The sequence below is a fragment of the Roseateles sp. T103 genome, assembly GCF_057219915.1.
Genome location: NZ_JBXVVS010000002.1, coordinates 656,196 through 676,767, shown reverse-complemented (window position 1 = coordinate 676,767; position 20,572 = coordinate 656,196). Strand labels below are relative to the sequence as shown.

Here is a 20,572-nt window from a genome sequence, read left to right as displayed (position 1 = left end):
GAGGCGCTAGCGTGCGTGGCCTGAGAAACGGTGCTGCGTGCGGTTCGAGTAGGCCACCAGCGACAGCATCACCGGCACCTCGACCAGCACGCCGACCACGGTGGCCAGCGCGGCGCCCGAGTTCAGTCCGAACAGCGAGATCGCCACCGCGACAGCCAGCTCGAAGAAGTTCGAGGTGCCGATCAGGCAGGCCGGCGCCGCGATCTCGTAGGGCAGCTTCAGCAGCCGTGCACCGACATAACTGATGAAGTAGATGCCGTAGCTCTGCAGCACCAACGGCACGGCGATCATCGCGATGATCAGCGGCTGCGCGACGATGGTGCGCGCCTGGAAGGCGAACAGCAGCACGACGGTGGCCAGCAGGCCGACGATGGACCAGGGCTTGAGCCGCGCGACGAAGCCACCCAACGCGCCCAGACCGCCGCGCTGCAGCAGCAGATGGCGAGTGGCGATGCCGGCGATCAGCGGCAGCACGACGTAGAGCACGGTGGACAGCAGCAGCGTCTCCCACGGCACCGCGATCTTGCTGACGCCGAGCAGGAAGGCGGCGATAGGCGCGAAGGCAAACACCATGATCAGGTCGTTCACCGAGACCTGAACCAGCGTGTAGGCGGCGTTGCCCTTGGTCAGCTGGCTCCACACGAACACCATCGCCGTGCAGGGCGCCACGCCCAGCAGGATCATGCCGGCGATGTATTCGCTGGCCGATTGCGGGTCGACCCATTGGGCGAACAGCCCTTCGAAGAAGGCCCAGGCGAGCAGCGCCATCGTGAAGGGCTTGATCAGCCAGTTGACCACCAGGGTCAGCGCCAGGCCGCGCGGGCGCTGGCCGACCTGCCGCACCGCGGCGAAGTCGATCTGGATCATCATCGGATAGATCATCACCCAGATCAGCACCGCCACCGGCAGGTTGACATGCGCCACCTCAAGCGCGGCGATGGCCTCGAAGGCGCCGGGGGTCAGCAGGCCCAGGCCCACGCCGGCAGCGATGGCCAGCGCGACCCAGAGGGTCAGATAGCGTTCGAACAGTCCCAAGACATCCTCCGCGAGTCGTCTTCTGTTTGTTAGTGGTTTGGTTGGATGGTGCCGATCAGCTGCGGCCGATCTCTTCGAGCGCCTGCTGCAGCTCGGCGCGCCCCATGCTCGCCAGCGGCAGCGCGAGCAGCTGCAGCATGCGGTAGCCGATGGCTTGGCGGGTCAGCTCGAAGGCGCGGCGCTTGCCCTCGTCGCCGCCCTCGGCATTCGACGGATCGGGGTAGCCCCAGTGCACCTTGACCGGCTGGCCGTGGCCGCCGAAGAAGACCGGACACTGCTCGGCCGCCGCGCTGTCGCAGACGGTGATGACGATGGACAGCGGCGGCGCATCGCTGCCGGTGAACTCGTCCCAGCTCTTGCTGCGGTAGCCGGCGGTGTCGACGCCGGCATTGGCCAGGGCCTCCAGCGCGAAGGGATTGAGACGGCCGCTGGGTGCGCTGCCGGCACTGTGCGCGCGGACATCCTTGCCCAGCCGCCGGGCCAGGTGGTTGAGCATGCCCTCGGAGAGCACGCTGCGCGCCGAGTTGTGGGTGCAGAGAATGAGAACGTGGGTGGTCATGGTGGGCTCAGGTCTTGCTGCCGATCTCGCGCAAGGCCGTCTGTAGCGAAAGTCGTTCCAGGCTGGCGACAGGCAGGGCCAGCATCAGCTCGATGCGGCGTTTCAGCGTCAGTGCGGTGTCCAGGAAGGCCTGGCGGCGCTGCGCCTCGCTGCCTTGCACGGCGGCCGGGTCGGGCAGGCCCCAGTGGGCGCTGATCGGCTGGCCCGGCCAGACCGGGCAGCTCTCGCCGGCAGCCTGATCGCAGACGGTGAAGACGAAGTCCAGCGCTGGCGCCTGCGGCCCGGCGAACTCGTCCCAGCTCTTGCTGCGGCAATGGCCCGAGGGCAGATGCAGCGAGGCCAGGGTCTCCAGCGTCAGCGGATTGACGCTGCCGGTCGGCCGGCTGCCGGCCGACCAGGCCTGGAAGCGGCCGCGGCCCATCGAGTTGAGCAGCGCCTCGGCAAGGATGGACCGTGCCGAGTTGCCGGTGCAGACGAACAGCACCTGGTAGGGCTTGGATGCGCTCATCGTCTTCAGCCGCAGCAGGACGACTTGGCGCCGGCAGGAGCCGGGCCGCAGCAGGAGGCTGCGGCGGCAGGCTTGGCAGCAGCGACAGGGGCGGGGGCCGGCGCAGCCGGTGCGCAGCAGGCGCCGGCCTGCGTTGCTTCTTCCTTCATGCTGAACAGCGGCACATTGCCCAGCGTGTGGTAGTGCTCCCAGGCCACGCCCTGCGGGTCGGTGACCCAGTACTTCTCGCTGCGCGCGTAGCAGCAGGTGGTCTCACCCTCATCGAGCATGGCCATCTCGGCGGCGGCGGCGCGTGCCTTCAGCTCGCCGAGCTCCTCGGCGGTGTCGGTCTGGAAGCCCAGGTGATCGACGCCGGGCTGGCCGCCGCGCGAGGAGATCGCGAAGTTGATGCGCGGATCCTCGAGCATCCACTTGGCGTAGTCGCCTTCGACACGGGCTGGCGCGGCGCCGAAGAGCTTGGAATAGAAGCCGATGCTGGCCTGCAGATCGGTGACGCGGACATGGATATGGAATCGCTTCATGGCTTGCTCCTTGGCTTAGCAGGATTTGGTGGTGCAGGACTTGACGGGAAGGCAGGCCTCACCCTGGCAGCAGTTCTCGGTGAGGTAGGCGAGCAGCGCCGTCATGCGCTCGAAGGCGGCGCGGTAGATCAGGTAGCGGCCGTCGCGCTGCTGGCTGACCAGCCCTGCGTTGGCGAGCTCCTTCAGATGGAAGGACAGGGTGGCGGCCGGCAGGCCCAGCTGTTCGCTCATCGCGCCCGGGGTGAGTCCGGTCTGCCCGGCGACGACCAGCAGCCGGAACAGCTGCAGCCGGGCGCCGTGGGCCAGCGCGGCGAGTGCCTTGATCGCGTCTTGTTCTTCCATATTTCAATGATAGTCGAAAGGTCGAATCGAAAACAAGCCCGTCCAGCGGGCTTGGGTATTTGGGCGGCAGGTTCTTCGTCGCTGGCCGGCCCCAGGCTAGGCGGCCGGAGCGCAGGGACCGGAACGTACTCCCTGTACGTGAGGATCCCGAGCATCCGGCCAACGACGCATGGGGCCGGCCAGCGGCGAAGAGCTCAGCCGGCGGCGATGCGCTCGGCCAGATGGGCCAGCGCCTCTTCCACCTGGTCGACCAGCACCAGGCACAGATCGCCCGGCTGCAGGCGCTCGAGGGCGCGGTCGATGGCGATGAACTCGCCGCGGATTTCCTCGACATGGCTGGTGCGCGGCGCACCCTCCAGGCCCTGGCGCAGCAGCGCCAGCACTTCGCCGTCCTCGCGGCCGCGCTGGCAGGCGTCCTGGAACAGGATCACCTCGTCGAAGGCCTTGCCGAGGATCTGCGTCTGGATGCGGATGTCTTCGTCGCGGCGATCGCCGGCGCCGGAGATCACCACCGAGCGGCGCTTGCCGGGCATCGCCTCGACAGCAGCGACCAGCGCGCGCATCGCATCACCGTTGTGGCCGTAGTCGGCGATCACGGTGGCGCCGCGGTAGTCCATCACATTGAAGCGGCCCGGCGCGTTGTCGGCATCGTTGGCGAAGCTGGCCACGCCGCGGCGCACCGTGTCCCAGTCCAGGCCCACGCCCCAGGCGGCGGCCACCGAGGCCATTGCGTTCTCGACCTGGAAGCCGATGGTGCCGTTGCGCGTGATCGGGATGTCGCGCAGCGGGATGCTCTCGCGCCAGGAACCCTGGGCAGCGACGAGCTGGTCGCCGTCCACATAGACGCAGCGCTTGCCCTGCGCGCGGTGCGCCGCCATCAGCGGATGATGGCGGTCGGCCGCGAAGTAGATGATCTGGCCCGGGCAGACGCCGGCCATCTTGGCCACCACCGGGTCGGCGGCATTGAGCACCGCGAAGCCGGTGGGCGCGACGTTCTGCACGATCACGCGCTTGACCAGCGCGAGTTCCTCGACGGTGTTGAGGAAGTTCATGCCCAGGTGATCGCCATCGCCGAGGTTGGTGACCACGGCAACCTGGCACTGATCGAAGCCCAGGCCTTCGCGCAGGATGCCGCCGCGGGCGGTCTCGAACACCGCGGCCTCGACGTCCGGGTGCATCAGCACATTGCGCGCACTCTTCGGGCCCGAACAGTCGCCGCTGTCGATCTGACGTCCGTCCACATAGACGCCGTCGGTGTTGGTCATGCCCACGCGCAGGCCGCAGGTGGCGAACAGGTGCGCGATCAGGCGCGTGGTCGTGGTCTTGCCGTTGGTGCCGGTCACGGCCACCACGGGGATGCGGCCATCCTCGCTCTTGTGGCCGTGGCCGTAGAGGTGGTTGATGATCGCTTCGCCGACGTTCCGACCCTTGCCGTAGCTCGGCGACAGATGCATGCGCAGCCCAGGCGCGGCATTGACCTCGACGATGCCGCCGTTCACCTGTTCGAGCGGTTGCATCACGCTTTCGGCGACCACGTCGACGCCGCAGACATGCAGGCCCACGACCTGTGCGGCGGCGATGGCGCGTGCCGCGACATCGGGATGCACGTCATCGGTGACGTCGGTGGCGGTGCCGCCGGTGGACAGGTTGGCGTTGTTGCGCAGGATGACCCGACGGCCCTTCTCGGGCACCGACTCGGGGGTCAGGCCCTGGATCTCGAGGCGCGCCACGGCGATGTCGTCGAAACGGATCTTGGTCAGCGAGGTGGCGTGGCCGTCGCCGCGGCGTGGGTCGGCGTTGACCTTGTCCACCAGCTGCTTGACGGTATGCACACCATCGCCGATCACATGCGGCGGATCGCGCCGTGCCGCCGCGACGAGCTTGTCGCCGACGACCAGCAGGCGGTAGTCGCTGCCGGGCAGGAACTTCTCGACCATCACATGGCCGATTTCGGCGGCGGCCTTGAAGGCGACTTCCAGGTGTTCGCGCGTCACCACATTGACGGTGACACCCTTGCCCTGATTGCCGTCCTGCGGCTTGACCACCACCGGCAGCCCCACTTCCAGGGCCGCGGCCCAGGCGTCTTCCACCGAATCGACCGGGCGGCCGATCGGCACCGGTACACCGGCTGCCTGCAGCAGGCGCTTGCACAGATCCTTGTCCTGGGCGATGGATTCGCTCACCGCGCTGGTGGCGTCGACCTCGGCGGCCCAGATGCGGCGTTGCTTGGCGCCCCAGCCGAACTGGACCAGGCTGCCCTGCGTCAGACGACGGTAGGGCACGCCCCGCTTGATCGCGGCTTCGACGATGGAACCGGTCGAGGGTCCGAGGCGCACGTCCTCGTCGATCTCCCGCATGCGCGCCAGCGCGCTGTCGGTGTCGAAGCTGCCGCCTGGCGTGCAGGCAGCCTGGACCAGCGCAACGGCGTCGTCGAAGGCCATGCGGCCGACGTCTTCCTCGCTGTACTCCACCACCACCTGATAGGTGCCAGGCTCGCTGGTCACGTGGGTGTGGCTGAAGGTCACCGGGCAGCCGGCCTGGGCCTGCAGCGCCAGTGCGGTCTGCTCGAGCACATGGGCCAACGAGATGTCGATCTTCTGCGCGCTGGCCGGGCGCAAGGTGCCGACGGCCGGGAAGAGCCCACGCAGCCGGGCCTCAAAGGCGGGCAGGTCGGTGATGGCGCGCTCTTCCGGGGAGCAGTGGACCACCGCCTCGATGGCCGTGTGCCGGCTCCACATGTTCGGACCGCGCAGCGCGCGAATGCGGGAGACTTCCATGGTGCGTCGTCTTCGTTCGGGAAGGAGGGGTTGTGCGCCCGATGGCTCAGGGGGCGAGTTCGGGCGAGAAGGTGTCGAGACCAGCCGAGATCAGTTCCGGCGGAATGCCCATGGCCCAGGCAGTGGCGACCGCCGCGAGCAGGGTGTCGGAGGCCACCGACATCCCTGCCGCCGCGAAGCGCTGGTGCAGGGTTGCCAGGTTCGCGCCCACCGTCTCCGAGTGGCCATCGGCGAGCACGGCAGCTCCGCCGCGCATGAAGACCGCACGACCGCCGCTCTCGCGGTGGGATGACAGCGGGGCATTGCCAGCCTCCCGCGCGTAGAGGATGACATCGCCGTCGCACAGCGGGCCCATCTCCACGAGCTTGGGGTGCTCGGCGTTGAGCACGGCCACACCCTCTGGAAGCACAACGTCGACCTGGGTGCGCAGGACCTTGAAGAGTTGCTCCTCGGTACCGATGTCGTAGGCAGCAAGCTGTCCGAGGGCCGCCATGTCGGTAACCACGCCCACCTGACAGCGGTCATAGGCCAGTCCATCGTCGAGGATGGCCGTCGCATCGTTCTCGATCACCACGGCATCGACGCCACGGTTCATCAGCAGGCGGTGGCTGGCGGACCAATCGGCGCTGTCGCGACGCTCGACGCGGCGCGTGCCGAGGAAGAGGCCGTCGCGGCAGGCCAGGCCGACATGGCGGCCGTTCAGGTGCAGCAGCCAGGCGACCAGCCGGGCAATGTGCCGGCCGCCTTCGGAGGAAGCGATGCCGACGATGGGGATGCGGCCAGTTTCGTCCTCGGCAAACAGATGGTCGATGATGGCCTGGCCCACGGGCTGGGGCATGCCTTCGGCCGGCTTCAGGTGCATCAGCAGGCCCGGGCCGGCGTTCACCTCGACGATGGCGCCGCCAGTCTCGCTCAAGGGGCGCGAAATGTCGGAGCTGACCAGATCGATGCCGGCGATGTCCAGGCCCACGGTGCGCGCGGCCAGCGAGACCGCGTGCGCCACCTCGGGGTGGACCAGATCCGTGCAGTCGTTGGAGACGGTGCCGGTGCGCTGCACCATCACGCGATGGCCGGTGGGCGGCACCGAGTCCGGCGTGAAGCCCTGGCGCTGCAGGTCCAGCGCGATCACCGGCTCGTCCTCGAGGACGATCAGGCTCAGCGGGAATTCCTCGGCGATGCCGCGGCGCGGGTCGCTGTTGAGTTGCAGGTCGATCAGCTGGCGCACTGTGTGCTTGCCGTCGCCGATGATCCAGAACTCCTCGCCCCTCGATGCGGCTACCACCTGACCGCCGACCACCAGCAGCCGGTGCTCGACGCCGGGGATGAAGCGCTCGACCAGCACTTCGGAGCCTTCCTTGTCGGCGACATGGAAGGCGGCCTCGATGTCTTCCTTCTTGCGCAGGTCCAGGCTCACACCGCGGGCATGGTTGCCGTCTGAGGGCTTGACCACCACCGGCAGGCCGATGTCCTGTGCCGCTGCCCAGGCCTGTTCGGGCGACTCGACCGCCACGCCCTCGGGCACGGGCACGCCCACCGCCTTGAGCAGGGTCTTGGTCAGGTCCTTGTCGCGAGCGATGCCTTCGGCGATCGCGCTGGTCATGTCGGTCTCGGCCGTCCAGATGCGACGTTGGCGTGCGCCATGACCGAGCTGTACCAGGTTGCCGTCGTTCAGCCGGATATGCGGAATACGGCGCTCGGTGGCGGCGGCGACGATGGCCGCGGTCGACGGCCCCAGATAGCAGTCGTCCAGCTTGTCGCGCAGACGTGCAACTGCCGCGGCGACGTCGAAGGGCTCGTCGTTGATCGTTGCCATCAGCAGCCTGTGGCCTTCGGCTAGCGCGCTGCGCGCGACCTGCTCGTCGCGGGCGCGGAACACCATGCGGTAGACGCCGTGCTTGGATGTGGAGCGTGTCTGGCCGAAGCCGGTGGGCATGCCCGAGAGGTTGAGCAGTTCGATGACCACATGCTCCAGCACATGGCCCATCCAGGTGCCGTCGCGCAGACGCTCTAGGAAGCCGCCCCGCTCTCCGACACCGCAATGGTGCTCGATCAGCGCTGGCAGGCGTGTGGTCAGGCGTTCATTGAACCCAGGCAGCTTGTTGGACGGATAGTCCTCCAGCGCACCCAGATCCAGCCAGGTTTCCAGTGCGGGACGGTAGGTCCACATGTTTGGACCACGCAGGTAGTTCACCTGCAACAGCTTGATGTCTTCGAATCTGCTCATGGAGGAAATGCGCCTGGACAGGGCTGATGGCCGCCGGGCCGGATTTGGCAAGGTTGACATTGTGCGCGCTTTGGGCGCCGGGGTTGATGGGCGACAGTGTTAGTGCCCGCTTCTCGCCATCGGGTCGTGCTTCGGTGAAAATCCTTGCGTATGGGCATGACGCCAGTCTGGCGTCCTCGGTGCGCCTGGGCGGCGTAGGCAAATAGAAGAATGCAACATCACCATCCTGTTGTCGCGCCGGAGCAGCATCCGGAACTGAGCGCTGTCACAGCACGACTCATGCGGGACGAGAACGTGCTGGCCAGCGTCGAGGTTGACCTGGACTCGCGCCTGCACTTCGCGCGTGGACTGTTGGTGCTGACCCGCCAACGACTTCTGGCTTGGGATCCGGCGAGTCGGGCCTGGTCCGAATGGCGGCTGAGCCCAGGTCTGGAGCTGCGGCTGTCCGACCATGCCGGCCTGGGCAGTCTGGAGCTTGTGGATGCCACGCAACGCCTGGCGCTGTGGCGCTTCACCTTGCAGATCAATCTGCAGATGCAGCGCTTTGCAGAGCAGTTCGAGCGGCTGCAGACCCACGGCGCTGGCGGCGAGGTGGACGAGGAGCCGGAGTACTGCCCGAGCTGCCATGCGCCGCTGCCGCCCGAGAGCGAGGAGTGCCCCAGCTGCCGGCGCGAGCTGCACACCCCGCCATCCACCTGGGTGCTGCTGCGCCTGTGGCGCTTCGCCAAGCCTTACCAGTGGCAGTTGCTGCTGGGCTTCCTGCTGATGCTGGGTTCGACCGCAGCGACGCTGGTCTCACCCTATCTGTCCATGCCGCTGATGGACGAGGTGCTCATCCCCTTCCAGCAGGGGCAGAAGATCGATCCTTCGCTGGTGGCTCTGTACCTGGGCGGGCTGCTGGCTGCTGCCATCGTCTCCTGGTTGCTCGGCTGGGCCAAGACCTATCTGCTGGCGCTGGCTTCCGAGCGCATCGCTGCCGACCTGCGCACCGCCACCTTCGAGCATCTGTTGAGCCTGTCACTGGAGTACTTCGGCTCCAAGCGCACCGGCGACCTGATGGCCCGTATCGGCTCGGAGACCGATCGCATCAGCGTCTTCCTCTCGCTGCACGCGCTGGACTTCATCACCGATGTGTTGATGCTCTTGATGACGGCGGCGATCCTCTTCTCCATCAACCCCTGGCTGGCGCTGGCCACGCTGCTGCCGCTGCCCTTCATCGCCTGGATGATCCACATGGTGCGCGACCGCCTGCGCACCGGCTTCGAGAAGATCGACCGCGTCTGGGGCGAGGTGACTTCGGTGCTGGCTGACACCATCCCCGGCATCCGTGTCGTCAAGGCCTTTGCGCAGGAGCGTCGCGAGGCACAGCGCTTCAAGGACGCGAACAAGCACAACCTCGAGGTCAATGACCGCCTGAACAAGACCTGGAGCCTGTTCACGCCCACGGTCTCGCTGCTCACCGAGATCGGCCTGCTGGTGGTCTGGGCCTTCGGCATCTACCTGGTCGCCGGCGGCGACATCACGGTGGGTGTGCTGACCGCCTTCATTGCCTACATCGGCCGCTTCTACGGCCGGCTGGATTCGATGAGCCGCATTGTCTCGGTGACGCAGAAGGCTGCGGCCGGCGCCAAGCGCATCTTCGACATCCTCGACCACCAGTCCAACGTGCCGGAGCCGACGCAGCCGGTGCAACTGCCCAAGGTCGAGGGCGGTGTGCAGATCCAGGACATCGGCTTCCGCTATGGCAACCGCGCGGTGATCCGCGGCGTCTCGCTGGACATCAAGCCCGGCGAGATGATCGGCCTGGTGGGCCACAGCGGCTCGGGCAAGAGCACGCTGGTCAACCTGATCTGCCGCTTCTACGACGTCACCGAAGGTGCGATCAAGCTCGACGGCGTCGACCTGCGTCGTATTGCTGTGGCCGACTACCGGCGCCACATCGGCCTGGTGCTGCAGGAGCCCTTCCTCTTCTTCGGCACCATCGCCGAGAACATCGCCTACGGCAAGCCGGATGCGAGCCGCGAGGAGATCGTCGCCGCGGCACGCGCCGCGCATGCGCACGAGTTCATCCTGCGCCTGCCGCAGGGCTACGACTCGCTGGTCGGCGAGCGTGGTCAGGGCCTCTCGGGCGGCGAGCGCCAGCGCATTTCCATCGCGCGAGCACTGCTGATCAACCCGCGCCTGCTGATCCTGGACGAAGCCACTTCGGCGGTGGACACCGAGACCGAGAAGGAGATCCAGAAGGCGCTGGACAACCTGGTCAAGGGGCGCACCACCATCGCCATCGCGCACCGCCTGTCGACGTTGCGCAAGGCCGATCGTCTGGTGGTGATGGACCGCGGCCATATCGTCGAAGTGGGCCCGCACGACGAGCTGATGGCCAAGCGTGGTGCCTACTGGCGCCTGTATGAGGCTCAGGCGCGCCGTGCCGAGGCTGAGGCCGAGGAGGACATGCCGGCCCTGCCTCCCAACCCCAGTGCCCATACCGAGGAGGTGCTATGAGCGGCGCTGCTCTTCTTCCCTACCGTCAGCTGTCGCGCAACGCCTTCGGTCGCCTGGTGCTGGTCGATGCTGAGGGGGGCTTGCATGAGGCCGTCAATCCGGTGCGCGCACACCCGATCAGTGCGCCGGACGAAGGCATTTCGCTGATCGGCAGCGATGGTCATGAGTTGGCGTGGATCGACAGGCTTGCCGATCTGCCGGCAGCCGACCGCGCGCTGCTGGAGGCGGAGTTCGCGGCGCGCGAGTTCGTGCCGACCATCCTTGCCTTGCGGCAGGTGTCGACCTTTTCCACGCCCAGCCTGTGGTCGGTGAGCACGGACCGAGGCGACACGCAATTCATTCTGCGGACCGAGGAGGACATCCGCCGCCTCGGCAATGGCCGTCTGCTGATCAGCAGCAGCCATGGCATCCAGTACCAGGTGCCCGACCGCTTTGCGCTGGACAAGCAGTCGAAGAAACTGCTCGAACGCTTTCTCTGAAGCGCCTGCGCGCTGGGCGCAGGCGACTTCAGGCGGGGGTCACTCCTGGCTGTTGCCGATGCCGAACAGCGCCAGCAGCGCGCTGAACATGTTGTAGATCGACAGGTACAGGCCCACCGTGGCGAGCACGTAGTTGGTCTCACCGCCGTTCACGATGCGGCTTGTTTCCATCAGCATCAAGCCGGCGGAAAGCAGCGCCACCATCGCTGCCACCGTCAGCGCCAGCGCGGGGATCTCAAAGAAGGCCGCGGCGAGTCCGGCCACCAGCGCCACGACCATGCCGATGAAGAGGAACTTCGCCATGCCGCTGAAGTCGCGGCGGCTGACCAGGGCAATCGCCGACAGTGCCAGGAAGCTTGCACCTGTAGCAGCCAGGGCCATGGTGACGCTCTGGCTGCCGCCGGGCATGGACAGCACGGCATTCAACTGCGGCGCCAGGCTGTAGCCGAGGAAGCCGGTGAAGGCAAAGATCGCCGGCAAGGACCACACGCTGCGCGCCAGCTTGTGCACCAGGAAGAGCAGGCCGAAGCTGCCGATCAGGCTGAAGATCAGGCCGGGAGCGGGCAGCTTCCACGCCAGCGCGGCGCTGGCAGTGCCGGCACTGAAGAGCAGCGTCATGGCCAGCAGGGCATAGGTGTTGCGCAGTACGCGCTGCACGGCCGGGCTGTGCGCCGCGGCGTGGCCGTGCGGCAGGGCGATCGCCGGGGCCGAGCCGCTGCTGCGATCGTGGTTGGAGTGGCTATGCAAGTCCATGGATGGCCTCCTAGGGCAAAGGTAGTGTCGGACGCGCGCAGGCTAGGCCATCGAGAGATCTTGAAAAAGCAGAGATCCGCTGAAGAAAACTTCGAAAAAACAGGAGTGTATTGGGGCAGGGCTGGGGCTGCAGGCCGCCTTCCGGCTTGCAGCCGGTCGCCAGGGCGTGCGTCAGCTTGCATCACGCACTGCCCATCTTCTATGGCTTGCCTGCAGTCCTCAGCTCAGATTGAAGCGATGGTCAAGCGTGCGTCCCCCGGGTCGCTGCTTCGGCGCTTGTGCTTAGAATTGACGTTTACGTAAACGTAAGTCAGCAGTTGAACTGCCTGTGTTGCTTGTCTGTCTGTCGGTGGACCCGCTCCGCCGCCAGCATCCACCGCCAGTATCGAAGGAGACGCCCATGAACTTGCCCGGCCTGAATTTCCAACTCGGCGACGACATCGACGCGCTGCGCGATGCAGTGCGCGAATTTGCCCAGGCCGAGATTGCGCCGCGGGCGGCAGAGATCGACCGGAATGACCAGTTCCCGATGGATCTGTGGCGCAAGATGGGTGAGCTGGGCGTGCTGGGCATCACTGTCGGCGAGGAGTACGGTGGCGCGAACATGGGCTATCTCGCCCACATGGTCGCGATGGAGGAAATCAGCCGCGCCAGCGCCTCGGTGGGTCTCTCTTACGGCGCGCACAGCAATCTCTGCGTCAACCAGATCAAGCGCAACGGCAACGACGCGCAGCGCAAGAAGTACCTGCCCAAGCTGATCAGCGGCGAGCATGTCGGCGCGCTGGCGATGAGCGAGCCGGGCGCCGGCTCGGACGTGATCAGCATGAAGCTGCGCGCCGAGGACAAGGGTGGCTACTATGTCCTCAACGGCAGCAAGATGTGGATCACCAATGGCCCCGACGCCGACACGCTGGTGGTCTATGCCAAGACCGAACCCGAGTTGGGCGCGCGCGGCGTCACCGCCTTCCTGATCGAGAAGGGCATGAAGGGCTTCAGCATCGCGCAGAAGCTCGACAAGCTGGGCATGCGTGGCTCGCACACCGGCGAGCTGGTGTTCCAGAACGTCGAGGTGCCGGCGGAGAACGTGCTGGGCGGTGTCAACAACGGCGCCAAGGTGCTGATGTCGGGCCTGGACTACGAGCGCGCGGTGCTCACCGGCGGCCCGCTGGGCATCATGCAGGCGGTGATGGACAACATCGTGCCTTACATCCACGACCGCAAGCAGTTCGGCCAGAGCATCGGCGAATTCCAGCTGATCCAGGGCAAGGTTGCCGATATGTACACCGTGCTGCAGGCGGCGCGCAGCTTCGCCTACACGGTGGCCAAGAACCTCGACCTGCTGGGCAGCGAGCATGTGCGCCAGGTGCGCAAGGACTGCGCCTCGGTGATCCTGTGGACCGCCGAGAAGGCCACCTGGATGGCCGGCGAGGGCATCCAGATCTTCGGCGGCAACGGCTATATCAACGAATACCCGCTGGGCCGGCTGTGGCGCGATGCCAAGCTCTACGAGATCGGCGCCGGCACTTCCGAGATCCGCCGCATGCTGATCGGCCGCGAGCTGTTTGCCGAGACCATGTGATGGTCAAGGGAGTCGACAGCAAGCCCCCAGCCGATATGTACGGCCGCATGAACTAGACGCGCCGATTTGTGCACTGCGACAATGGTCCGATGAGTACCGAACTGCAGGAGCTGCTGGATAGCAACAAGCAGTGGGCCGCCGAGACCGAGTCCCGTCAGCCTGGCTTCTTCACGCGTCTGCTCAAGCAGCAGACGCCCCAGTACTTCTGGATCGGTTGTGCCGACAGCCGCGTGCCCGCCAACGAGCTGGTGAACCTGCTGCCGGGCGAGCTGTTCGTGCATCGCAACGTCGCCAACGTCGTGGTGCACTCGGATCTGAACTGCCTGTCGGTGATGCAATTCGCCGTCGATGCGCTGCAGGTCAAGCACATCATCGTCGTCGGTCACAGCAACTGTGGCGGGGTGAAGGCTGCCTTGCTGGACCAGCGCGTCGGTCTGGTGGACAACTGGTTGCGCCATGTGCAGGACGTGCGCAACCACCACCAGGAGTGGCTGGATTCCTTGCAGGCCGAGGTTCGCGTCGATGCCCTGTGCGAACTCAATGTGCTTGAACAGGCGCGTAATGCCTGTCAGACCACGGTGGTGCAGGAGGCCTGGGCGCGAGGCCAGGAGGTTGTCGTGCATGGCTGGGTCTATGGCCTGCACAATGGGCTGCTGCAGGACCTGCGCATCACGGTGGCCGCGCCTGAACAGCTGGCGCCGGCCTTCCAGCAGGCCTTGCGCGCGGTCAAGCTGCGCTACGAGGGCGTGCGCCTAAGCTCGTCGGTTTGAGCCACGGACGTCTGGAGCCTCGATGTTTCCTCAGAAGCTGACCGATTCGCGTGCCTTCGAGATCGCGCAGACCATGCTGGGCGGCTTCAACCGGCACTACCGCTTGTTTCGCGCCACCACGGCCGAAGCCAAGCGCCGCTTCGAACAGGCCGACTGGCATGGCCAGCAGAAGGCCCAGCGCGAGCGCATCGAGTTCTACGACACCCGTGTCGCCGAGGCGGGCGAGCTGCTGGAACAGCGCTTCCAGGCCAGCAAGCTGCCGATGGAGGTCTGGCATCAGGTCAAGCTGCACTACATCGGCTTGCTGACCAACCATCGGCAACCCGAGCTGGCCGAGACCTTCTTCAATTCGGTGTGCACGCGCATCCTGCACCACAGCTACTTCCACAACGACTTCATCTTTGTTCGCCCTGCAGTCTCCACCGAGTACATCGAGAACGACGAGCCTGCGGCGACGCCGACCTTCCGCGCCTACTACCCGACGCGCGAGACCCTGCGCGAGACGCTGGTCCGCGTGGTCGACAACTTCCGTCTGCAGCGCGAGTTCGAGGACCTGGGCCGCGATATCGACCATGTGCTGGGCGCGGTGCAGAAGGAGCTGGGCCTGTTCCGCTGGCGCACCAACTTCCAGATCCAGGTGCTGTCCAGCCTGTTCTACCGGAACAAGGGCGCCTATCTGGTCGGCAAGATCATCAACGGCTTCACCGAGACGCCGTTTGCGCTGCCCATCCTGCACAACCGCAAGGGCCGGCTCTACATCGATGCGGCACTGTTCGGCGAAGATGATCTGCTGATGCTGTTCAGCTTCGCGCGCGCCTACTTCATGGTTGACATGGAGGTGCCCAGCGCCTACGTGCAGTTCCTGCGCTCGATGATGCCCAGGAAGCCGCGCGCCGAGCTCTACAGCGCCATCGGCCTGCAGAAGCACGGCAAGAACCTGTTCTACCGCGACTTCCTCTACCACCTGCGCCACAGCAGCGACAAGTTCCGCATCGCGCCCGGCATCAAGGGCATGGTGATGCTGGTGTTCGACCTGCCCAGCTATCCCTTCGTCTTCAAGCTGATCAAGGACTACTTCCCGCCGCAGAAGGACACCACGCGCGAACTCATCCAGAGCAAGTATCTGCTGGTGAAACAACACGACCGCGTCGGCCGCATGGCCGACACGCTGGAGTACAGCAATGTGGCCTTTCCGCGCTCGCGCTTCGAGGATGAACTGATCCAGGAGCTCAAGACCTTCTGCGGCAGCCTGCTCGAGGAGCAGGGCAGCGACCTGATCCTCAAGCACGTCTACATCGAGCGCCGCATGGTGCCGCTCAACATCTACATCCAGGAGGCCACGCCGGCCCAGCTGGAGCATGCGGTGGTCGAGTACGGCAATGCCATCAAGGACCTGGTGGCCGCCAACATCTTTCCCGGCGACATGCTGTGGAAGAACTTCGGCGTCACCCGCCATGGCAAGGTGGTCTTCTACGACTACGACGAGATCGAGTACCTCACCGACTGCAACTTCCGCAAGGTGCCGGCGCCGCGCAACGAGGAAGACGAGATGTCCGGGGAGATCTGGTACAAGGTCGGCCCGCGCGATGTCTTCCCGGAAACCTTCGGCCCCTTCCTGCTGGGGCATCCGGGCGTGCGCGACGTGTTCATGAAGCATCACGCCGACCTGCTCGACGCCGAGTTCTGGCAAGGCCACAAGGAACGCATCCTCGCCGGCCATGTGCACGACGTGTTCCCCTACGAAGCGCACAAGCGCTTCTATGCCAAGCCGCCCAAGGGCGAAGCGGCTCTGCCCGAGCCGGCCGAGCCCGACGACCGCGAGCTGCCCATCCAGTAAACACCGCTTTCTAGCCCACACATCGACAGGAGTCCGCCATGTCCGATCCCATCGTCATCGTTTCTGCTGCCCGCACGCCTATTGGCGGCCTGCTGGGTGACTTCGCCGGCCTGCAGGCCTGGGAACTCGCCGCTGTCGCCGTCAAGGCCGCAGTGGAGCGCGCCGGCGTGCCCGGCGACGCGATCCAGGAAGCCTTCATCGGCAACTGCCTGATGGCTGGCCAGGGTCAGGCCCCGGCGCGCCAGGCGGTGCTCAAGGCCGGCCTGCCGCAGTCGGTCGGCGCGGTGACGCTGTCCAAGATGTGCGGCGCCGGCATGCGCGCGACGATGTTCGCCCACGACACGCTGAAGGCCGAGAGCGCCGACATCCTGATCGCCGGCGGCATGGAATCGATGACCAATGCGCCGCACCTGATGTTCGCGCGCAAGGGCATCAAGTACGGCGGTGCCGCGCTGTACGACCACATGGCGCTGGACGGCCTGGAAGATGCCTACGAGCGCGGCAAGGCCATGGGCGTGTTCGCCGAACAGTGCGTGGCCAAGTACGCTTTCAGCCGCGAGGCGCAGGACCAGTTCGCGATCACCTCGACCGAGCGCGCCAAGCGTGCCAACGAGGACGGCAGCTTCGACTGGGAAATCGCGCCGGTGACGATTTCCGGCCGTGGCGGCGACACCGTGATCAGCAAGGACGAGCAGCCCTTCAAGGCCAAGCTCGACAAGATCGCCGGCCTGAAGCCCGCTTTCAAGAAGGACGGCACCATCACCGCCGCCACCTCCAGCTCGATCTCCGACGGCGCCGCCGCAATGGTGCTGATGCGCGAGAGCACCGCGGCCAAGATGGGCCTGAAGCCGGTGGCGCGCATCGTCGGCACCGCGGTGCATGCCAATGCGCCGGAGTGGTTCACCACCGCACCGGTCGGCGCGATCGACAAGCTGCTGAAGAAGAACGGCTGGGACGCCAAGAGCGTCGACCTGTGGGAAGTCAACGAGGCCTTCGCCGCCGTCACCATGGCAGCGATGGCCGAATTCAAGCTGCCGCACGAGATCGTCAACGTCAACGGCGGTGCCGTGGCGCTGGGCCATCCGATCGGCGCCTCTGGCGCGCGCATCATCGTCACGCTGCTGGGCGCGCTGAAGAAGCGTGGCCTCAAGCGCGGCGTCGCGGCGCTGTGCATCGGCGGCGGCGAGGCGACGGCCGTTGGCGTGGAGCTCCTGTGAAGCTCCACGTCGGCCGTCGAGCCGTTGGCGTGGAGATGATCTGAAGCTGAAAGGACACGGCACATGGCGCAGCAGGTTCTTGTCATCGGTGCCTCGCGCGGCATCGGCTTCGAACTGGTGCGCCAGTACCGTGCCGCGGGTGACCGCGTGATCGCCACCGCGCGCAGCGAGGCCAGCCTGGCGTCGCTGCGTGAGCTCGGGGCCACGGCGCTCAAGCTCGACGTGGCCGACACCGCCAGTGCCTCCGGCCTGGCCTGGCAGATCGATGGTCAGGCCTTCGACGTCGTCGTGATCTGCGCCGGCGTCTTCGGCCCTCGCACCGACGGTCTGCAGACGCCCACTGCGGCGGATTTCGATACGGTGATGCACACCAATGTGCTGGGAGCGATGCGCGTGCTGCCGCAGCTCGTCGATGCGCTGGCCCCCGGCGCGCGGCTGGCGGTGATCTCCTCGCGCATGGGCTCGATCGGTCTGCGCGCCGGCACGCACGGCTGGCTCTACCGCGCCTCCAAGGCGGCGCTGAACTCGGTGCTCAAGGACGCCTCGCTGGAACTGCAGGGCAAGGCCATCTGCGTGAGCTTCCATCCCGGCTGGGTGCGCACCGACATGGGCGGCGCCGGCGCCGACATCGACGTGCAGACCAGCGTTGCCGGCATGCGCTCGGTGCTGGCCACGCTCAAGCCCGAGCACAACGGCAGCTTCTTCAACTACGACGGCCAGGCGCTGGCCTGGTGAGAGAGCGGGCGATGACGCTTCAGCAGTCGCAGGCCTTCTTCGACCGCTATCGGGACGCGTTCAACGCCGGCGATGGCGATGCCGTTGCAGATCTCTGGCACCACAGCAGCGCCATCACCGACAGCCGCGATGGCCATGCACGGCTGACATGGTGGGCCGAGGACGCACCGATGCGCGCGAACATGCATGCGCTGTGCGGCATCTACCGCGACGTCGGGCCGCATACCTGGTCGTACGAGATCCGCGACCATGTGGCGCTGGGCCCCCAGCATGCCTTCACCCATGTCGCGTGGACGCTCAGTCGTGCCAGCGGCGAGGTGCTGCAACGCTTTTGCACCGGCTATCAGCTGGCAGATCTGCCTGCCGGCTGGAAGGTGCTGTTCTGCACTGCTTACCAAGAAGACCTATCGGAGACCCGAAACCATGCTGCTCAGTGAAGACCACCGCGCCATCCAGGACGCCATCCGCGCCTATGTGCAGGAGCAGATCGCGCCCAAGGCGGCCGAGTGGGATAAGAACCATCATTTCCCCGCCGCTGAACTCAAAGGTCTGGCGGCACTGGGCTGCTACGGCGTGGCCGTGCCCACCGAGTACGACGGCGCGGGCCTGGACTATCTGGCGCTGGCGGTGATCCTCGAAGAGATCGCGGCCGGCGATGGTGCCACCTCGACGGTGGTCAGCGTCAACAACTGCCCGGTCTGCTCGATCATGATGGCCTTCGCCAACGAGGAGCAGAAGGCACGTTTCCTCAAGCCGCTGGCGCGAGGCGACATGCTCGGCGCCTTCTGCCTGACCGAGCCGCATGTGGGCTCGGAAGCCGGCGGGCTGAAGACCAGCGCGGTCCGTGATGGCGACCATTACGTGATCAACGGCGTCAAGCAGTTCATCACCAGCGGCAAGAACGGCGACGTGGCCATCGTGATGGCCGTCACCGACAAGGCTGCCGGCAAGAAGGGCATCAGCGCCTTCCTGGTGCCCACGAACACGCCCGGCTACACGGTGGCGCGCATCGAGGACAAGATGGGCCAGCATGCCAGCGACACCGCGCAGATCCTGTTCGAGAACTGCCGCGTGCCGGCGGCCAACCTGCTGGGCGAGGAAGGCCAGGGTCTGAAGATCGCGCTCAGCGGTCTGGAGGGCGGCCGCATCGGCATCGCCAGCCAGTCGGTGGGCATGGCGCGCGCGGCCTTCGAGGCGGCGCTGAAGTACAGCAAGGAGCGCGTGGCCTTCGGCGTGCCGATCTTCGAGCACCAGGCGATGCAGCACAAGCTCGCGGACATGGCCACGCAGATCGAGGCCGCGCGTCAGCTGATCTGGCATGCCGCCAGCCTGAAGGACGCCGGCCAGCCCTGCCTGAAGGAAGCGGCGATGGCCAAGCTCTTCGCCAGCGAGATGGCTGAAGAAGTCTGCTCCGCGGCGATCCAGATCCATGGCGGCTATGGCTATGTCAGCGACTTCCCGGTGGAGCGCATCTACCGCGATGTGCGCGTGACGCAGATCTACGAAGGGACGTCCGAGGTGCAGAAGATCCTCATCGGACGCGCGCTGGTCTGATCGAATCGACGCAGCGATGAACGAACCGCGCTTCGACATCGCCATCGTCGGTGCGGGCATCGCCGGCGCCTCGCTGGCCTGGCGCCTGGCGCAGTCCGGCGCGGCCCCGCGCGTGCTGCTGCTCGAAGCCGAGGAACAGCCGGGTTATCACAGCACCGGGCGCAGCGCGGCGATGTTCATGGAGAGCTACGGCCCGCCGCAGGCCCGCGCGCTGACGCGCGCCAGCCGCAGCTTCTACAGCGCGCCGCCCGCGGGCTTCGCCGACGTGCCGCTGATGGCGGCGCCGCGCGGTGCGCTCTACGTCGGCTGGCAGGGGCAGGAGGCGCTGCTCGACACGATGCAGGCCGAGCTGCAATCCACCGGCACCGCGGTACAGCGGCTCGACGCGCAGCAGACGCTGGCGCGGGTGCCGGTGCTGCGCGCCGACGGGCTGCTGGGCGGCGTGTTCGAGGCCGATGCGGCCGATCTGGAGGTGCATGCGCTGCACCAGGGCTTTCTGCGCGGCGCGCGCGCTGGCGGGGTGCAGCTGTGGACCTCGGCGCGGCTGCGCCACGCACGCCGCGATGTCGGCGATGCGAGCTGGCAGCTTCTGCTCGCCGATGGCCGTGCGGCGCGCGCGGGCGTGCTGGTCAATGCCGCCGGTGCCTGGGCCGACGAGTTGGCGCAGTGCGCCGGTGCGGCGCCGGTGGGTCTGCAGCCCAAACGCCGCAGCGCCTTCACGTTCGCCGCGCCCGAGGGCCTGGACCTGGCGCGCTGTCCGCTGGTGGCCGGCGTCGACGAGGGTTGGTACTTCAAGCCCGATGCCGGCCAGATGCTGGGCTCGCCCGCCAATGCCGACGTGGTGCGGCCGCACGACGTGCAGCCGGAGGAACTGGACATCGCCACCGGCATCTACAACATCGAGACCGCGACGACGCTGCAGATCCGCCGCCCGCACAGCGCCTGGGCGGGCTTGCGCAGCTTCGTGCCCGATGGCGAGCTGGTGATCGGCTTCGACCCCGCCTGCGACGGCCTGTTCTGGCTGGCCGGCCAGGGCGGCTATGGCATTCAGAGCGCGGCCGGCGCGTCCGAGCTGGCGGCGGCGCTGCTGCTGGATCAGCCCTTGAGCGCGGGCCTGCAGCGCGAAGGCGTGGAGCCGGCGCGCATGAGCCCGGCGCGCTTCAGGCGCTGAAGACTTCGC

Annotated in this window: 18 protein-coding genes; 10 read left to right on the top strand and 8 right to left on the bottom strand. The window is 66.8% G+C overall.

Going from position 1 to position 20,572, the window contains the following annotated elements; all coding sequences use genetic code 11:
* Window positions 1-6 precede the first annotated feature (6 nt).
* From arsB to AC2EBS_RS09490, 7 genes are all read right to left on the bottom strand, one after another.
* Window positions 7-1,035 (bottom strand): ACR3 family arsenite efflux transporter, encoded by a 1,029-nt coding sequence (gene arsB / locus AC2EBS_RS09520; RefSeq protein WP_484728154.1) that lies wholly within the window; start codon window positions 1,033-1,035, stop codon window positions 7-9.
* 55 nt (window positions 1,036-1,090) lie between these two features.
* Window positions 1,091-1,594 carry an arsenate reductase ArsC gene (locus tag AC2EBS_RS09515; protein ID WP_484728153.1) on the bottom strand — a complete coding sequence of 168 codons (504 nt, stop codon included), beginning with the start codon at window positions 1,592-1,594 and terminating at the stop codon, window positions 1,091-1,093.
* Window positions 1,595-1,601: 7 nt separating this feature from the next.
* Window positions 1,602-2,102 (bottom strand): arsenate reductase ArsC, encoded by a 501-nt coding sequence (locus AC2EBS_RS09510; RefSeq protein WP_484728152.1) that lies wholly within the window; start codon window positions 2,100-2,102, stop codon window positions 1,602-1,604.
* 5 nt (window positions 2,103-2,107) lie between these two features.
* The gene (locus AC2EBS_RS09505; RefSeq protein ID WP_484728151.1) at window positions 2,108-2,623 is read right to left on the bottom strand and encodes an ArsI/CadI family heavy metal resistance metalloenzyme; all 516 of its coding nucleotides are present in this window, start codon (window positions 2,621-2,623) and stop codon (window positions 2,108-2,110) included.
* A 15-nt stretch (window positions 2,624-2,638) separates the two neighbouring features.
* Entirely contained in the window at window positions 2,639-2,965 is a 327-nt protein-coding gene (locus AC2EBS_RS09500; RefSeq protein ID WP_484728150.1) for an ArsR/SmtB family transcription factor, read from the bottom strand.
* Window positions 2,966-3,159: 194 nt separating this feature from the next.
* The gene (gene cphA, locus AC2EBS_RS09495; protein WP_484728149.1) at window positions 3,160-5,742 is read right to left on the bottom strand and encodes a cyanophycin synthetase; all 2,583 of its coding nucleotides are present in this window, start codon (window positions 5,740-5,742) and stop codon (window positions 3,160-3,162) included.
* Window positions 5,743-5,788: 46 nt separating this feature from the next.
* Entirely contained in the window at window positions 5,789-7,966 is a 2,178-nt protein-coding gene (locus tag AC2EBS_RS09490) for a cyanophycin synthetase (RefSeq protein WP_484728148.1), read from the bottom strand.
* A gap of 210 nt (window positions 7,967-8,176) precedes the next feature.
* On the opposite strand from AC2EBS_RS09490, the gene AC2EBS_RS09485 reads away from it, so the two are divergent.
* Both AC2EBS_RS09485 and AC2EBS_RS09480 read left to right on the top strand, forming a co-directional pair.
* The gene (locus tag AC2EBS_RS09485; RefSeq protein ID WP_484728147.1) at window positions 8,177-10,468 is read left to right on the top strand and encodes a cyanophycin metabolism-associated ABC transporter; all 2,292 of its coding nucleotides are present in this window, start codon (window positions 8,177-8,179) and stop codon (window positions 10,466-10,468) included.
* Window positions 10,465-10,947, top strand: coding sequence for a cyanophycin metabolism-associated DUF1854 family protein (locus tag AC2EBS_RS09480; RefSeq protein WP_484728146.1), 483 nt, complete (start codon window positions 10,465-10,467; stop codon window positions 10,945-10,947). The genes AC2EBS_RS09485 and AC2EBS_RS09480 overlap by 4 nt, the downstream gene beginning before the upstream one ends.
* A 39-nt stretch (window positions 10,948-10,986) precedes the next feature.
* On the opposite strand, the gene AC2EBS_RS09475 is transcribed toward AC2EBS_RS09480, so the two are convergent.
* Complete coding sequence (locus tag AC2EBS_RS09475; RefSeq protein WP_484728145.1) at window positions 10,987-11,700, bottom strand: Bax inhibitor-1/YccA family protein; 714 nt, start codon at window positions 11,698-11,700, stop codon at window positions 10,987-10,989.
* 400 nt (window positions 11,701-12,100) lie between these two features.
* Between AC2EBS_RS09475 and AC2EBS_RS09470 the strand changes: the two genes are divergently transcribed.
* The 8 genes from AC2EBS_RS09470 (at window position 12,101) to AC2EBS_RS09435 (ending at window position 20,563) form a co-directional block, all read left to right on the top strand.
* Window positions 12,101-13,279, top strand: coding sequence for an isovaleryl-CoA dehydrogenase (locus AC2EBS_RS09470; protein ID WP_484728144.1), 1,179 nt, complete (start codon window positions 12,101-12,103; stop codon window positions 13,277-13,279).
* A gap of 89 nt (window positions 13,280-13,368) precedes the next feature.
* Window positions 13,369-14,049 (top strand): carbonate dehydratase, encoded by a 681-nt coding sequence (can, locus tag AC2EBS_RS09465; protein WP_484728143.1) that lies wholly within the window; start codon window positions 13,369-13,371, stop codon window positions 14,047-14,049.
* A 22-nt stretch (window positions 14,050-14,071) separates the two neighbouring features.
* On the top strand, window positions 14,072-15,886 hold the full coding sequence (gene aceK, locus AC2EBS_RS09460; protein ID WP_484728142.1) for a bifunctional isocitrate dehydrogenase kinase/phosphatase: 1,815 nt from the start codon (window positions 14,072-14,074) through the stop codon (window positions 15,884-15,886).
* A gap of 38 nt (window positions 15,887-15,924) precedes the next feature.
* Window positions 15,925-17,103, top strand: a complete 1,179-nt coding sequence (locus AC2EBS_RS09455; RefSeq protein WP_484728141.1) for an acetyl-CoA C-acyltransferase — start codon at window positions 15,925-15,927, stop codon at window positions 17,101-17,103.
* 63 nt (window positions 17,104-17,166) lie between these two features.
* Window positions 17,167-17,838: an SDR family oxidoreductase gene (locus AC2EBS_RS09450; RefSeq protein WP_484728140.1), complete on the top strand. Its 672-nt coding sequence runs from the start codon at window positions 17,167-17,169 to the stop codon at window positions 17,836-17,838.
* 11 nt (window positions 17,839-17,849) lie between these two features.
* Entirely contained in the window at window positions 17,850-18,275 is a 426-nt protein-coding gene (locus AC2EBS_RS09445) for a hypothetical protein (RefSeq protein ID WP_484728139.1), read from the top strand.
* The gene (locus tag AC2EBS_RS09440) at window positions 18,262-19,392 is read left to right on the top strand and encodes an acyl-CoA dehydrogenase family protein (RefSeq protein ID WP_484728138.1); all 1,131 of its coding nucleotides are present in this window, start codon (window positions 18,262-18,264) and stop codon (window positions 19,390-19,392) included. Before AC2EBS_RS09445 ends, AC2EBS_RS09440 begins: the two co-directional genes overlap by 14 nt.
* Before the next feature lie 16 nt (window positions 19,393-19,408).
* Window positions 19,409-20,563, top strand: a complete 1,155-nt coding sequence (locus AC2EBS_RS09435) for an NAD(P)/FAD-dependent oxidoreductase (protein WP_484728137.1) — start codon at window positions 19,409-19,411, stop codon at window positions 20,561-20,563.
* Window positions 20,564-20,572 lie beyond the last annotated feature (9 nt).

What these genes read in the sequence shown, in the direction of transcription:
- AC2EBS_RS09515 (WP_484728153.1), bottom strand. Translation starts at nt 1,594, where the DNA reads ATGACCACCCACGTTCTCATTCTCTGCACCCACAACTCGGCGCGCAGC.
- AC2EBS_RS09510 (WP_484728152.1), bottom strand. Translation starts at nt 2,102, where the DNA reads ATGAGCGCATCCAAGCCCTACCAGGTGCTGTTCGTCTGCACCGGCAAC.
- AC2EBS_RS09505 (WP_484728151.1), bottom strand. Translation starts at nt 2,623, where the DNA reads ATGAAGCGATTCCATATCCATGTCCGCGTCACCGATCTGCAGGCCAGC.
- AC2EBS_RS09500 (WP_484728150.1), bottom strand. Translation starts at nt 2,965, where the DNA reads ATGGAAGAACAAGACGCGATCAAGGCACTCGCCGCGCTGGCCCACGGC.
- cphA (WP_484728149.1), bottom strand. Translation starts at nt 5,742, where the DNA reads ATGGAAGTCTCCCGCATTCGCGCGCTGCGCGGTCCGAACATGTGGAGC.
- AC2EBS_RS09490 (WP_484728148.1), bottom strand. Translation starts at nt 7,966, where the DNA reads ATGAGCAGATTCGAAGACATCAAGCTGTTGCAGGTGAACTACCTGCGT.
- AC2EBS_RS09485 (WP_484728147.1), top strand. Translation starts at nt 8,177, where the DNA reads ATGCAACATCACCATCCTGTTGTCGCGCCGGAGCAGCATCCGGAACTG.
- AC2EBS_RS09480 (WP_484728146.1), top strand. Translation starts at nt 10,465, where the DNA reads ATGAGCGGCGCTGCTCTTCTTCCCTACCGTCAGCTGTCGCGCAACGCC.
- AC2EBS_RS09475 (WP_484728145.1), bottom strand. Translation starts at nt 11,700, where the DNA reads ATGGACTTGCATAGCCACTCCAACCACGATCGCAGCAGCGGCTCGGCC.
- AC2EBS_RS09470 (WP_484728144.1), top strand. Translation starts at nt 12,101, where the DNA reads ATGAACTTGCCCGGCCTGAATTTCCAACTCGGCGACGACATCGACGCG.
- can (WP_484728143.1), top strand. Translation starts at nt 13,369, where the DNA reads ATGAGTACCGAACTGCAGGAGCTGCTGGATAGCAACAAGCAGTGGGCC.
- aceK (WP_484728142.1), top strand. Translation starts at nt 14,072, where the DNA reads ATGTTTCCTCAGAAGCTGACCGATTCGCGTGCCTTCGAGATCGCGCAG.
- AC2EBS_RS09455 (WP_484728141.1), top strand. Translation starts at nt 15,925, where the DNA reads ATGTCCGATCCCATCGTCATCGTTTCTGCTGCCCGCACGCCTATTGGC.
- AC2EBS_RS09450 (WP_484728140.1), top strand. Translation starts at nt 17,167, where the DNA reads ATGGCGCAGCAGGTTCTTGTCATCGGTGCCTCGCGCGGCATCGGCTTC.
- AC2EBS_RS09445 (WP_484728139.1), top strand. Translation starts at nt 17,850, where the DNA reads ATGACGCTTCAGCAGTCGCAGGCCTTCTTCGACCGCTATCGGGACGCG.
- AC2EBS_RS09440 (WP_484728138.1), top strand. Translation starts at nt 18,262, where the DNA reads ATGCTGCTCAGTGAAGACCACCGCGCCATCCAGGACGCCATCCGCGCC.
- AC2EBS_RS09435 (WP_484728137.1), top strand. Translation starts at nt 19,409, where the DNA reads ATGAACGAACCGCGCTTCGACATCGCCATCGTCGGTGCGGGCATCGCC.